Genomic DNA, 13,127 nt, shown 5'->3' with positions numbered 1-13,127 from the left:
GTCAGTTCTCCTTGATGTTCGTGTCGATTTTCGTGTTCGGGTCTTCGGTGCGCAGGCTGTCGATGCGCTGCGTGAGGAAGCTCCAGGTCTTCCAGAACTCCTCGAGCTCCTGCGTGCCGGCAGGGTTGAGGGAGTACACCTTGCGGGGCGGCCCCTTCTCGCTGGGCACCTTCTCGACGTCGACGAGCTTCTTCTGCTCGACGCGCACGAGCAGGGCGTAGATCGTGCCCTCGGCGATGTCGGTGAATCCGTGGTCACGCACGCGGGTGGTGATCTCGTATCCGTAGGCCGGCTGCTCGGCGAGGAGGGCCAGGACGATGCCCTCCAAGGTGCCCTTGAGCATCTCGGTCATCTGCTTGCCCATGAGAGCCTCCTTTCGTTGGTTCGGTACTCAGTGATGCTGGGTACCGGTACAAAGTAACACTGAGTACCGGTACTTAGCAACACCGAATACTGAAGTTTCTCGGAAGGCGGGCACGGTCGATTGCCATAACTCCGGAGGAAGTCGGCAGGCGTGGCGATTCGGGGGCGATCCCCGTCGAACCTGGAGACAGCTCCGGAGTTATGGCGGCCGGACGACGGAGCCCGGCTCAGTCGCGAGCGCGCCGCCAGGGCAGCAGGCGGTCGAAGAACCGCCGCGGCGCCTCAGCGGCCACCGTCGGCGGTGCCACCGCGAACTGCACGATCTCTTCAGCTCCGTGGTGCACCACCCGATACAGCGCGGTGCCGATGAGCACGCCGAGAGCGATCGACATGATCGAGAGCAGGGCTTCCATGAAATCCGCGAGTCCGCTGTCGGTGGCGACGGCCTCGGTCAGTCCGACCAGCCCGGCGGCCCCGGGCACGAGCAGCCAGAACGCGGGCAGGAAGGTGATCTGCACGGGAGCCCCGTGGCGCAGTGAGGCGATCCAGAACACGACGAGCGCCATCGCGACGGCACCGACGAAGCCCCCCACGGTCGGTCCGAGCAGAGCTGTGCCCGCCCACTGCCCGGTGTACGCGACGATCAGAGCGAGCAGCACCCAGCCGAACGTCGAGGCGGGCGCCGAGAAATGCAGGTAGTTGCCGAGAGCGAAGACGAGGATGCCGATCAGCGCGACCCACCACGGCAGAAAGGATGCCGCCTCGAGCGGCTCGTACGTGCGCGACTCGACCCCGACGACCGTGCCGGCGGCGAGGATGCCGAACGCCAGTAGCGCGAGCTGCACGAAACCGTAGACCAGACGTGAGGCTCCCGAGATCATCTGCCCTGCGGCGAGCTCGACGGTCGCCGTGGTCAGCACACCCCCGGGCAGGAAGGTCACCAGCGGGGCGATGAGCAGGCGGATGGGATCGCCGATCTCGATCACCTCGGCGAGCAGGAACACGGCGGCGGCGCAGCCGAACGCCGCGGCGATCGGCATCACGAGCTGCAGCGTGGGAGACCGCACGAGCTTGAGCAGTCCGATGCCCGCGCCCAGCACGAACGCGACGATCGCGCCCTGCCAGGTCGGAGCGAGCAGCAGCGCGAGTCCGGTCGTCAGCACGGCATGCCCGAACGTGCGGGTGACCCAGCCGAGACGGGGGCGCATCGCGCCGATCTCGTTCAGGCGCCGGATGCCGTCGAGCGGCGGCACCGAGGCGTTGCGCGCCTGCGCGATCAGCTCGTACAGCGCCGCGATCTGGTCGAATCGGAACGACGCGTTCGTCGCCGACCTGATCGCCACCCGCGACTCCTCGTCATCGCCGGTCTCGACCAGGATGATCGTCGGCAGCACGACGAAGTCGGTGTCGTCGCCGCCGTACGCCTCGACGACCTCGGTCATCGTGTCGCGGATGCGGTCGACCGATTCGGCCGACGCGTTCATGCCCTGCGCGAGTCCGAGAAGGAACTGGCGCAGGGCCGAACGGTCGAGAGCATCCGGCATGTCAGCGGGCCCTCACGTCACGAGAACAGGAACGAGAGCGTCACGCCGACGACGATCGCGACGCCGATGTAGACGAGGTTGGGCAACTGGAACGAGTGGTCGAAGACGAACTTGCCCATCTTCGTCGTGCCGGTCTGGTCGAACGCGACGGTGGCCACCTGACTGCCGTTGGCGGGCAGCGTGTAGATGCCCATGGTCGACGGCCAGAGCCCGACGAGTAGCGGCGCGGGCAGTCCGATCGTGATGCCGATCGGGACGATCGCGTTGGTCGCGCTCGATTGACTCGTCGTCAGCATCGCCACCGCGAACAGGGCGAGGGCGAACAGCAGCGCGCCGAGGAACGCGGACGATCCCGAGACCACCGACCCGAGTCCGTCGACGATGAGCGTCTGGTTCGCCGCGACGAACGTGTTGGCGAGCCACGCGATGCCGAACAGGGCGATCGCACCGACGATGCCGGCGGGGAACGTCGGCTGCTTGGGGACGTCGGCGGCCTTGACCTTGCAGAACACGAAGATGAGAGCGGCGATGATGCCCATCACCACCTCGATGATCACGGTCACGCTCAGGCGCACAGGGTCGCCCGCGTCATCCGTGCCGATCACCGGGCGGAGGCCCTCGAAGAGGCCGAACATCACGATGACACCGACTCCGATCAGAAAGAGTGCGGCAGACAGCACCGCGGTGCGCGGCAGCTTGCTGTCGTGGGCGTCGACCGTCGGCGGCTGGATCTGGTGGCTCTCGAGGCGGCGCTGGAACTCGGGGTCGTCCTCGAGATCCTTGCCGTGCCGCATCATGACGAGCGCCGCGACGAAGAGCCCCGCGATCGACGCGGGCCACATGATCAGCAGCAGTCCGCCGAGATCGACGCCCTGAGGTGCGAGCAGCACGACCATCGAGGCGGTCGCTGCCGAGACGGGGGAGCAGAGGATGCCGACCTGCGACGCGACGGCCGAGACCGAGAGCGCCCGTTCGGGGCGGATCTTCTGCTGGTACGACACGTCGTAGATCACGGGAAGCAGCGGGTAGAAGATGTTTCCCGTGCCGGCGCCGACCGTGAAGAGGAACGACATCGCGGGTGCGAGGAACACCACGGACTTCGGCTTGCGCCTGATCACCTTGGCGGCGACCGACACCATCCAGTCGATTCCGCCGGCGGCCTGCATGGTGGAGGCGGCGGTGATCACCGTGATGACGATGAAGACGGCATCCACCGGGGCGTTGCCCGGGGCTTCCCCGAAGACGAAGATGAGCACGGCGACGCCGACGAGCCCCCAGACGCCGAGGCCGATCCCGCTCGTGCGGGTGCCCATGTAGATCGCGAGGATGACGACGATCAGCTGGGCGACGAGGATCCATACGTTGTCGTTCATGTCGACGGCCCCTTCGTGATGGGGCCGGAGCCGGTGAGGATCTCGGTCGCGAGCTCGGTCTCGACGATCTTGCCGCCGATGGCCTCGACGCGCAGCGCGAGCGGGTTCTCGACAGGACTGATCGCGGTGACGAAGTCGGAGTTCTCGAAGTGCAGCGACTGCAGGTTGCCGACCGCGTATCCGGTGGCGAGCTCGCCGCTGAGCAGGGATGCGTGGAACAGCGGCCGGCGCTGATCCTCGGCGTCGTAGTGCGGGCAGAAGCTGCCGTGCAGGAACCCGAGTCCTTCGGGCAGCACCTGCAGGGTCGGCCCGTAGCTGTCGGTGGTCCCGCCCTCGAACCAGCAGATGCCCCCGGCGCTGCCGCCGGTGAACACGACGTTCGACGCGGGGTCCTCCCACATCTCGCGCATGATGTCGTCGAGCCCCTGCCGCTTCCACACGTCGAGCATGTTCGCGGTATTGCCGCCGCCGACGTGGATGACGTCGAAGCCCTTCACGAATCCGGCGAGGTCGTCGACCGACCGGTGGAAGAGGGGAAGGTGACGCGGTGCGCAGCGGTCGGAGTCGTATGTCGAATAGAAGCTCACGATGTATGCCGCGTCATCGCCCGTGGCGGTGCCGACGAACAGCACTCGAGGCCTCTTCTTGCGTGTGAGCCCGAGGATGTAGTCGTGCGTCGGGTCGTTCCGACGCTCCATCATCGCCTTGCCTGCGCCTGTTGCCACCACATGAGACATGCCGCCACCCCCGCTGTCGTGTGCGAATGCGCCCAGGGTATTGGCGTTCCCGGCCAGTCGGGCGGCGACCTCACCCGGTCAGGGCGAGTGCGCCGATGCGCGTCTGCTGCGCGGCGCTCCGCCCCCGGCCGCGCGGGGCCACTTCCGCACCTCCCAGCGGATGCGGGGTCACTTCCGCATCGGAAACCTTGCTGCGCGGTGCGGAACTGGCCCCGCGTGGGGGCTCGGCGACGCGGGATCACTTCCGCATCTCGCCGACGGGTGCGGGGTCACTTCCGCACCTTCTAGCGGATGCGGGGTCACTTCCGCATCGGGAACCTTGCTGTGCGGTGCGGAACTGGCCCCGCATGGGGGCTCGGCGACGCGGGGTCACTTCCGCATCCCGCCGATGGGTGCGGGGTCACTTCCGCACCTCCCAGCGGATGCGGGGTCACTTCCGCATCGGAAACCTTGCTGTGCGGTGCGGAACTGGCCCCGCGTGGCGGCGGCGGCCGGGCGGGCGAGCAGCGGCGACGGACGCCGCGCCGTGCCGCGCGGGCCGGGGGCAGCCGGGGCCGGGGCGGGCCGGGGCGGGGCGGGGGATGCGGGCCGCTAGCCGTTCAGGCGCGCCGCCATCACCCGCGCCTCGAGCAGGGGGAGCGTCCGGTCGCGGTCAGGCTGCGGGCAGATGTCGAGGGTGTTCGCGAGTTCGAGGGCCAGGGCGGCGTGACCCGCGGCGTTCGGATGGAACGGGTCGTTCATCATCCCCCACGGCACTCCGCCGTTGCCGAGCTCGGTGAACCGCGCGTGCTGATCGACGAGGATCACGTCTTCCGAGGCGGCGACCTCGCGCACGGCATCCGCGAACTCGACGATCCGCTCGCGGCCCGGCGCGTTCGGGATGTCGATCGACGGCGGTGTCGGCAGCACGACGATCGCGCCCGCCGCCCGTGCGCGCGTGACGAACTCGCGCAGCGAAGCGGCGAAGTCCGAAGGCGCGACGGTGACCTGGCCTGGGCCGGTCGCCATGTCGTTCGTGCCGATCATGAGGGTGACGATGTCGGGCCGCCACGACGCGACGCGACGATCCCAGTCGCCGAGGATGTCGGTGAGGCGGTGCCCGCTGATCGCCGTGTTGATCACGGCGTCGCGGGTGCGCCCGAGTTCGCCGCGGATCAGTTCGTGCAGATGCTCGGGATAGCTGCGGCCACCCTGCGTGTGGACGAGTCCGTGGGTGATCGAATCTCCGGTGATGACCCAGTTCAACGGCTCCGGGCCGACGAGGGACGCCGCGAGGCGGCTGAGGTCGGATGCGGCGGATGCGGCGGATGCGGCGGAGGCGGGGGATTCGGCGTTCGGCACGTCCCCGAGCCTAGCGGCGGGGTCAGTGGAAGACTGGTCGCATGGCCTCCTCACTGCTCGACCACCTCCTCGCCCGCATCGTCGACAGCGGACTGCTCGACGATCCGGTCGCCGAGAACGGCCTCGTCTACGGCCGGGCCACCATCGACGCCGCCGGCGCGGTCGTCACCGTCAACGTCGACCCCGAGCTCGAGGACGACGAGGAGACCCTCGACGACGACACTCTGCTCGCGGCGATCGCGCGCATCCTGTCGGTGTCCGAGACGCGGTGGCGTGCGGTGATCGACGAGGTCGCCGACGACATCGACGAGGCGGTGGACGATGAGCCGGTGCTCGAGCAGATCGACCTGCGCGACGATCTCGAAGCCACCTCCGTCGTGGTGTTCGCCGATGCGGTGCTGATCGCCTTCGACGCGCCGAAGCAGTTCCCGGACTCTCGGATCCTGGTGCAGCTCGACGACGAGCTCGAGGTCGCCAACATCGAGGTGCGCGATCGTGAGGGCGCCGAGGCCGAGGTCATCGAGTTCGACGACCTCGACGGCCTGCTCGAGAGGCTCAGCGGCGACGACCGCTGAGCCCGACCGGCCTCACAACCACTTCTTGTACTTGAACACCCCGTAGAGGGCGACCGCGAAGGCGGCCATCGCTCCGATCGCCATCGGATATCCGTGGGCCCAGTGCAGCTCGGGCATCACCTCGAAGTTCATGCCGTAGACCGTGCCGACGAGCGTGGGCGCGAAGATGATCGCCGCCCACGAGGAGATCTTCTTGATCTCGTCGTTCTGGGCCAGCCCTGCCTCGGTCTGCCGTCGTGCGACCAGCGCGGAATGCACGGTCAGCGCGTTCTCGAGGATCGCCCGGAACGAATCGACCCGCTCGTTCACGCGGATGACGTGGTCGAGCACATCGCGCAGCGACCGCTGCAGCTCTTCGTCGATGCGGTACTTCTCCGACCCGCGGCGCAGCCATTCCAGCATCCCGGCGAGCGGGTGCACCGCCCTCTGGAAGTTGATGACCTCGCGCGAGAGCTCGTAGATGCGGCGCGAGAGGGCGTCGTCGTCGCTGTCGCCGAAGAGCTGGTCCTCGATCTCGTCGATGTCGTTGAGCAGACCGGCGACGATCGGCTCGTAGCCGTCGACGACCTCGTCGAGGATCGCGTAGAACACGGCCTCGGGTCCCATCGCGAGCAGCTCGGGCTGCGCCTCCATGCGGCGGCGGACACCGGCGAGGTCGGGCGACTCCGCGTGCCGGATCGTGACGACGAAGTCGGGGCCGACGAACAGGTGCAGCTCGCCGAACTCGATCGACTCCTGCTCGTCGCGATAGCGGGCGGGGCGCAGCACGGCGAAGAGCGTGTCACCGTAGCGCTCGACCTTCGACCGCTGGTGTCCCGACAGCGCGTCTTCGACCGCGAGCGGATGCAGGTCGAATTCGCGCGCGACCGAGGCGACCTCGATGGGGCTCGGCCGGTAGAGGCCGATCCAGGCGATGCCGCCGTGGGCGTCGAGCGACCGGTAGGTCTCGTCGAGGTTCTTCGGGGTCTCCACGCGACGTCCGTGGACGTACACGCCGTTGTCGATGAGGGCCATGATTGGCTCCGTTCTCGCAGGCGCACTGCCTCGTCAGAGAGGGCGTGCGCAGAATTCATCAGGGGGCGGAAGACGCCACCGACGGCTGCGGAGCAGGACGTGCAGGTGCGGAGCCGAAGCTCAACGCACGGATGCAGTCAGACGCGACGCAACGAAGGCGGCGTCGCAACTATCACCGGACATCGCCATCACCGCCTCTCGCGCTCTGAAAGGGTCACATGACCCGGTGTGCCAGCATACTCCTGCCGTCTGAGCGCGAGATCCAAGCGACCCCGCATGCGTGCCAAGCGACCCCGCATGCGTGCCTGGCCGCTCCGATCGTAGTTCGTGCCGCTCAAGTGCCCGCTGGGTCGGTTCCGGTCGCAGTTCGTGCCGTCGGGAACGTGGTGGGGCGGCACGAAGTGCAACCGGAGCGCGCCGGGGTGAACAGCCGGTGACCCGGATGCGGTCAGACGGCGTCGATCCCGACGAGCTCTGCGCTCTTCTGCCACAGCGCCTCGGCCAGTGCGGCGTCCTCGATCCGCGGGTTCACGCGGCGCGTCAGCACCCGTTCGTCGTAGTACTCGCCCGAGATCCAGGTCTCGTCGGGCGTTCCCTCGACGAACCAGCTCAGGGTGCTGCCGCCCTTCTCGCTGCTGATGAGGAGCAGGCGCTTGAGCGGGGTGCGGTAGACGAAGCGCATGAGGGTGTTCGAATCCGAGGCGAAGTTGGTCTGCACGGTGCCGGGGTGGAAGGCGACCGAGCTCAGGCCCTCGGCGCGGAACTTCGTGTGCAGGCTCTTCGTGAACAGCACGTTCGCGAGCTTCGCGTCGCCGTAGGCCCTGTTCGCGCTGAAGTTCTTGCGGTTGTCGAGGTCGTCGATGTCGAGCCGAGCGAACAGACGGTGCGCGACGCTCGACGTGTTGATGATCGCCGCGCGACCGGTGCGCAGCTGGGGCAGCAGCAGGTTCGTCAGCAGGAACGGCGCGAGGTGGTTCACCTGCAGGGTCTTCTCGAACCCGTCGACGGTAGGAGTCTGATCGCCGAAGATGCCGCCGGCGTTGTTCGCGAGCACATTGATCCCGCCGTCACCCACGGCCTCCGCGATCTTCGTCGCGAGACCGCGGACGTCGTCGAGCCGGGCGAAGTCGGCGGTGAACCACTCGGCCCCGGTGTCGGCGGCGACCGCCCGCGTCTTCTCGACGGACCGGCCGACGAGGATGAGCCGGTGACCGGATGCCGCGAGCTGGCGCGCGGCGGCCGCGCCGATGCCGTCGGATGCTCCGGTGAGCACGATCGTCTTCGGGGTCACGACGCCGACTCCGGTGCAGGTGCAGGTGCAGGTGCAGGTGCGACAGCGGCATCCGTCGCACGGCGACTGCGCGCGACGTACACGGTGTTCGACGACGTCCCGCCCGTCACGGCGTTCGCGAAGTCGACCACGTGGGCGACGGCATCATCGAATACGGTGCGCATCTCGCCCATGAAATCCTCGTCGGGCGGATCATCCGACCACAGCGCGAAGACACCGACGGCAGCGAGGTGCCGGTCGAGTGCGCGCAGGCCGGCCGCGGTGTAGAGGTCGGCATGCGTGGGGTCGAGTTGGTGACGCGGCGAGTGGTCGACGTCCAGGAGGATCGCGGAGTAGCCGGGGTGATCTTCGCGGGGTGCTGCCCGAACCAGGGCGAAGAAGTCGTCTTCGACCAGGTTCGTGCGCGGGTCGTCGACGAGTTCCGCCGACACGGGCAGCAGGCGCCGCTGATGCCAGCTGATCACCGCGCCGAGCCGATCGACCACCGTGAGCGAAGCCACACGGTCGTCGCGCAATGCGGCGACCGCCGTGTATCCGAGCCCGAGTCCGCCGACCAGGACCGAGAGATCATCGCCCTCGGCAGCAGCCAGACCCAGGTTCGAGAGCTCCTCCTCGGCCACGGTGAACAGGCTCGACATCAGGTATTCGTCGCCGAGCCTGACCTCGTAGATCTCCTGGCCGACCGCGGGCTCGGTGCGTCGGCGCAGCGTCAGCTCGCCGATCGGTGTCTCCTGCCAGTCGAGCTCTTCGAATCTCGTGATCATCGCGGGGTCTCCCGGTCGTCCTTGGTGCTCGCGGGCAGGGGTGCAGGTGCCTCTGTGCCGGGCCGGGTCACGGGAGCGTTCGTAGAGGGGGGCAGGAAGATCCTCTCGGGTTCCGGTTCAGGCGTGGTCTCCGTGGCGGGCGCGGGTGACGGGTGCGCCGGCAGCTCACGGGCCACCTGATTCTCGAGCACCTGCACGGCCTCGTCGCTCAGCAGGATCAGACCCTCGAGCTCGTCGCGCACGCGCCGATAGGCGATGTTGCGCTCGGCCTGGGTGGCCGATTCGTCGACGGCGACTTTGAGCAGCTGCTGCGCGCGATCGAGCCGCTTGCGCTCGGGCTCGGTGAAGGTCGAGTCGCGCAGGCGGCGGGCATCCTTCTCTGCGATCTCGAACGCCACGGCGTAGGCGCCCACGGCGTCGAGGTACTCCGAGACCTGCCGCTCGGTCACGGTCGAATCGGCAGACAGCGGGCGCAACGCATCCGCCGTCTTCTTGGCTCGCAGGAACGCGGCGACCAGAGGCTGGCGGCCGTCGCTCATGGCGGGGAAGGCGATCAGCTTCGCGACGTCGAGCTCGTAGTCGAGCCAGCGGGCGGTGATCTCGTCGTGCTCTGAGAAGAGGCGCTCGAGCAGGGTGTTCGGGGCGACCGATGCCCGGGTGTCGACGACCGCCGGGCCGATGCGCTTCGCCCGTCCGCTGCGCGCTTCGAGCTGGGCGGTCTTGATCTCGGCCTTGAGTCGCAGAGTCTCGATGCGTCGTTCGTGCCGGCGCTTCGCGCTGCGCTCCCACGCCTTCGCCGCGCCGCCGGCCATGCCGAGGATCGGGAAGGCGAGCCACCAGTAGTTGCCCGCAAAGATCCAGAAGCCCCGGATGAACTCGTCCATGATGCCCTCAGCCTACTTCTCGGGCTTCACGGAGTCGCCTGCTCCCGGCGCCGGCTGCCGGTTAGCCTGTGGGCATGATCATCGACGATTTCCCGCGGGACCTGCTGATGACCGGGGCGATCTTCGGGATCGCCGCCTTCGTGTGGGCGGGGTGGGCGCAGGAGCGCCCGCCGAAGCACTGGAGCTGGCGCGTGATCCTCGGGGTGCTCGGTCTCGGCGGCGCGGCTCTGGCAGGGATCAGTCTGCCCGCGGCGATCCGCAACTGGTCGGCGCCGACGGCGATCAGCTGGGGTGGCGCAGCGTCGACCTGGTATCTGATCGTCTTCTGGATCGAGGTGGTGGCGATCATCGTGCTGGCGATCTGGGCGACCAGGCGCAAGCGACAGGACCTCATCGCGCCCCTCGTGCTGGCTGTCGTCGGCATCCACTTCATTCCGCTCGCGTGGGTGTTTCAGCAACCGGTCTTCGTGTTCGCCGGGGCGCTCATGGCCATCGCCGCGCTGGCCGCCGCGCTGGTGCCCGACAAGGATGCCGCCCGAAGCTTCTGGTGCGGCATCGTGGCGGCGCCGATCCTGCTGACGGTCGGCACGATGTGCGCGGTGATCGCGTTCGGGAGCCTCTGAACCGGCATCCGTGCTCGGGGCCGCGCCCGCATCCGATCCGACCGTGTGAGAATCCCCCGTTTTCCGTAATTACGAACTTTTGATAGGTTCGGATCATGGAATCCGACGAGCAGAGCACGATCGAGCGCCGGCTCGCCGACCTCGAGCACGAGGTCGCGCGACTCTCCGCACTCGCCGCTCACTCTGCCGGGCCCGCCGACGGTGCGGAATCGGAAGCGACGGATGCTGCGCCCGAAGCCGCCGGCTCCGACGATCCGCTCTGGTTCGTGAACGAGCTCGGCCGCCGTGCGCCGGGGGCCGTGATGATGGCCGGCGCGGTCGAGACGCAGGCGGGCCCGGTCCGCTGGCAATACGGACTGCACGCCGAAGGGCTGCTCGCGAATGACTGGAGCGACCTCGCCCGTCCGCTCGAAGCTCTGGGGCACCCGGCACGCCTCGAGCTCGTGCGCCAGATCATGCGCGGCGCGCACACGACGGCCGAGCTGCTGCAGCTCGAGCACCTCGCCTCGTCGGGCCAGCTCTACCACCACCTGCGCCAGCTCGTCAGCGCGGGGTGGCTCGTCTCTCCGCGCCGCGGGTACTACGAGGTGCCCGCCGCACGCGTGGTTCCCCTTCTCGTCCTGACCATGATCGCCTCGAGCTGAGGAGCCCACCGTGACCACTCCCTCGAATCCCTCCGCCGACCTGCAAGACCCGCAGAACGCGCCGGATGCTCCACGCCGGCGCCCCACCCGAGCGATCCTCGCCGTGATCGGTGCGGCAGCGGTCGTGGGCGTCGCGCTCGGTGCGGCGATCGGTCCGCAGCATCAGACGGTCAGTGCGTCGACCGCGGGCGATGAGGCACTGGCTGACCGCATCCGCTCCCTTCCCGGGAGTCTCGACAGCTTCCGCGCACTCTCCGTCGCTGAGGTCGGCCCCGACGGCGCCGTCTTCGCCGGGCTCGGCGACGCCGACCCGTCGAACGCTGGAGCCCCGACCGCCGACACGGTGTTCGAGCTCGGATCCATCACCAAGACCTTCACGGGCGCGCTGTTCGCCGATGCGATCGAGCGAGGCGAGGTCGAGGCCGAGGATCAGCTCGCTGAGCACCTTCCCGAACTCGAAGGCACGGAAGCCGGCGAGGTGACGCTCGCGTCGCTGTCGCAGCACTCCTCCGGACTGCCCGGACTCGGTGCCACGGCGGAAGCGGAGTCGCTGACCGGCGTCCTCCTGAACGAGAATCCCTACGCGACGACCACGACCGAGCAGCTGATCGCCGACGCGGCGGTCGCGCCGGTCGACCCCGATCAGGGCTCGGTCTATTCGAACTTCGCCGTCTCGCTGCTCGGGACGGCACTCGTCGAAGCGGCGGATGCCGATGGCTACGCGGCCCTGCTGAGGGAGCGCATCACTGATCCGCTCGGTATGGACGACACGGTCGTCGCGGCGACGGCCGACGAGGTGCCCGCTGACGCGGTGCCCGGATTCCTGTCGAACGGCACGCCTGCACCGCGCTGGTGGGGCGAGGGATACCTGCCGGCCGGTTCGTCGACCTTCACGACCGCCGCCGACCTGGCGACCTGGGCGCAGGCCACTCTCGACGGGACTGCCCCGGGCGTGGCCGCTCTCGATCCGACCGCCCCCATGGGAGAAGGGGCCGAGATCGGATGGGGATGGATCACGTCGGCCGCGTTCGACGGCGACGGCCTGCAGACCTGGCACAACGGCGGAACCGGGGGCTTCCGCACCATGCTCACACTCGACCGGGAGGCCGGCACCGCATTCCTCGCGCTGTCGAACACGACCGCCCCGGCCGACTACATCGCCATGTCGTATGCGTCCGGCGCGCCGATTCCCGCGATCGACAGCGCGTCGGTCGGCATCGCGTGGGGCATCTTCGGGCTCGCTCTGCTGTTGAGCCTGGTCGCCCTGATCCGAGCGTTCCGGGTGAAGGCGCTTCTGCCGTCGATCGGCGACCTGATCTGGGCGGCCTTCGGCCTCCTGCTGCTCTGGCACAGCGGGCCGTGGTTCTCCGTCGGCGGCTGGGTGTGGGGCATCGCTCTCGCACCGGCGCTCGCTGCCATCAGCGTCCTGGTACTGCGTGGTTCGCGGACGCCGCTGCCCTTCCGGCCTCGCCGCCGCGCGTGGTACTGGTGGGCGGTCGCCGTGATCGGAGCGATGTTCGCCGTGGGGGTCACGTTCCTCTGGTGAGGTGATACCCGGGACCCCCGGCTCAGAGGCCGAGCTTCTCGGCACAGGCGACGCAGTGCGTGGCGAACGGGCGCACCTCGAGTCGCGCCTCCGGGATGGGGCGGCCGCAGTGGGCACACGCGCCGTAGGTGCCGGCATCCAATCGCGCGATCGCATCGTCGACCTGCTGGAGTTCGGATGCCGCCGCCTCGGCGAGCCCCGTCAGTCGTGACCACTCCGACGACAGCGTGACGCCCTCGGGATCGTGCTCGTCGTCGTCGTTCGAGCCCTCTCGGTCATGCATGAGCTCGGCGAGCGTGACCCCGGTCGCTTCGACCCGCTCCGCTGCCTGGGCGCGCAGCTGTTCGAGGCGAGCGCGGGCATCCAGGGTCATCCGCACACTCTAGGCGGGGGTTCCGACATCCGGGTCGGCCGGCCACCGACACCAG

The 13,127-nt window shown here is 68.8% G+C and carries 14 protein-coding genes; 4 read left to right on the top strand and 10 right to left on the bottom strand.

Annotated features, from left to right (window positions below; all coding sequences use genetic code 11):
• Position 1: 1 nt before the first annotated feature.
• From ACIP5T_RS11160 to ACIP5T_RS11140, 5 genes are all read right to left on the bottom strand, one after another.
• Positions 2-364: a PadR family transcriptional regulator gene (locus ACIP5T_RS11160; protein ID WP_400863110.1), complete on the bottom strand. Its 363-nt coding sequence runs from the start codon at positions 362-364 to the stop codon at positions 2-4.
• Positions 365-590: 226 nt separating this feature from the next.
• Positions 591-1,907: a threonine/serine exporter ThrE family protein gene (locus ACIP5T_RS11155; RefSeq protein ID WP_400863109.1), complete on the bottom strand. Its 1,317-nt coding sequence runs from the start codon at positions 1,905-1,907 to the stop codon at positions 591-593.
• Positions 1,908-1,924: 17 nt separating this feature from the next.
• On the bottom strand, positions 1,925-3,280 hold the full coding sequence (locus tag ACIP5T_RS11150; RefSeq protein ID WP_400863107.1) for an anaerobic C4-dicarboxylate transporter family protein: 1,356 nt from the start codon (positions 3,278-3,280) through the stop codon (positions 1,925-1,927).
• Positions 3,277-4,005, bottom strand: a complete 729-nt coding sequence (locus ACIP5T_RS11145) for a Type 1 glutamine amidotransferase-like domain-containing protein (protein WP_400863105.1) — start codon at positions 4,003-4,005, stop codon at positions 3,277-3,279. The genes ACIP5T_RS11150 and ACIP5T_RS11145 overlap by 4 nt, the downstream gene beginning before the upstream one ends.
• A 603-nt stretch (positions 4,006-4,608) precedes the next feature.
• Complete coding sequence (locus ACIP5T_RS11140; RefSeq protein WP_400863103.1) at positions 4,609-5,358, bottom strand: SGNH/GDSL hydrolase family protein; 750 nt, start codon at positions 5,356-5,358, stop codon at positions 4,609-4,611.
• A 41-nt stretch (positions 5,359-5,399) separates the two neighbouring features.
• Between ACIP5T_RS11140 and ACIP5T_RS11135 the strand changes: the two genes are divergently transcribed.
• Positions 5,400-5,933, top strand: a complete 534-nt coding sequence (locus tag ACIP5T_RS11135) for a cytochrome C5 (RefSeq protein WP_400863101.1) — start codon at positions 5,400-5,402, stop codon at positions 5,931-5,933.
• Positions 5,934-5,945: 12 nt separating this feature from the next.
• Here the strand turns inward: ACIP5T_RS11135 and ACIP5T_RS11130 are convergent, their stop codons facing one another.
• The 4 genes from ACIP5T_RS11130 to ACIP5T_RS11115 all read right to left on the bottom strand — a co-directional run bounded on the left by ACIP5T_RS11130 (position 5,946) and on the right by ACIP5T_RS11115 (position 9,886).
• Positions 5,946-6,947 carry a magnesium and cobalt transport protein CorA gene (locus ACIP5T_RS11130; protein ID WP_400863100.1) on the bottom strand — a complete coding sequence of 334 codons (1,002 nt, stop codon included), beginning with the start codon at positions 6,945-6,947 and terminating at the stop codon, positions 5,946-5,948.
• A gap of 448 nt (positions 6,948-7,395) precedes the next feature.
• Positions 7,396-8,238, bottom strand: a complete 843-nt coding sequence (locus ACIP5T_RS11125) for an SDR family NAD(P)-dependent oxidoreductase (RefSeq protein WP_400863098.1) — start codon at positions 8,236-8,238, stop codon at positions 7,396-7,398.
• Entirely contained in the window at positions 8,235-9,002 is a 768-nt protein-coding gene (locus ACIP5T_RS11120) for a spermidine synthase (protein WP_400863097.1), read from the bottom strand. Before ACIP5T_RS11120 ends, ACIP5T_RS11125 begins: the two co-directional genes overlap by 4 nt.
• Positions 8,999-9,886, bottom strand: coding sequence for a hypothetical protein (locus ACIP5T_RS11115; protein ID WP_400863095.1), 888 nt, complete (start codon positions 9,884-9,886; stop codon positions 8,999-9,001). Before ACIP5T_RS11115 ends, ACIP5T_RS11120 begins: the two co-directional genes overlap by 4 nt.
• A gap of 74 nt (positions 9,887-9,960) precedes the next feature.
• Here ACIP5T_RS11115 and ACIP5T_RS11110 point away from each other — a divergent pair, with 74 nt between their 5' ends.
• From ACIP5T_RS11110 to ACIP5T_RS11100, 3 genes are all read left to right on the top strand, one after another.
• On the top strand, positions 9,961-10,509 hold the full coding sequence (locus tag ACIP5T_RS11110; protein WP_400863093.1) for a hypothetical protein: 549 nt from the start codon (positions 9,961-9,963) through the stop codon (positions 10,507-10,509).
• Between the two features lie 95 nt (positions 10,510-10,604).
• The gene (locus ACIP5T_RS11105; RefSeq protein ID WP_400863091.1) at positions 10,605-11,153 is read left to right on the top strand and encodes an ArsR/SmtB family transcription factor; all 549 of its coding nucleotides are present in this window, start codon (positions 10,605-10,607) and stop codon (positions 11,151-11,153) included.
• A 10-nt stretch (positions 11,154-11,163) separates the two neighbouring features.
• A complete protein-coding gene (locus ACIP5T_RS11100) occupies positions 11,164-12,699 on the top strand; it encodes a serine hydrolase domain-containing protein (protein ID WP_400863089.1) in 1,536 nt (511 codons plus the stop codon).
• A gap of 22 nt (positions 12,700-12,721) precedes the next feature.
• Here the strand turns inward: ACIP5T_RS11100 and ACIP5T_RS11095 are convergent, their stop codons facing one another.
• On the bottom strand, positions 12,722-13,072 hold the full coding sequence (locus ACIP5T_RS11095) for a TraR/DksA family transcriptional regulator (RefSeq protein ID WP_400863087.1): 351 nt from the start codon (positions 13,070-13,072) through the stop codon (positions 12,722-12,724).
• Positions 13,073-13,127: the final 55 nt, after the last annotated feature.

This window comes from Microbacterium sp. NPDC088619 (genome assembly GCF_044752825.1).
Lineage (GTDB): Bacteria > Actinomycetota > Actinomycetes > Actinomycetales > Microbacteriaceae > Microbacterium.
Note: the sequence above shows the minus strand (reverse complement) of the source record. Positions and strands in the feature narration are given on the sequence as shown.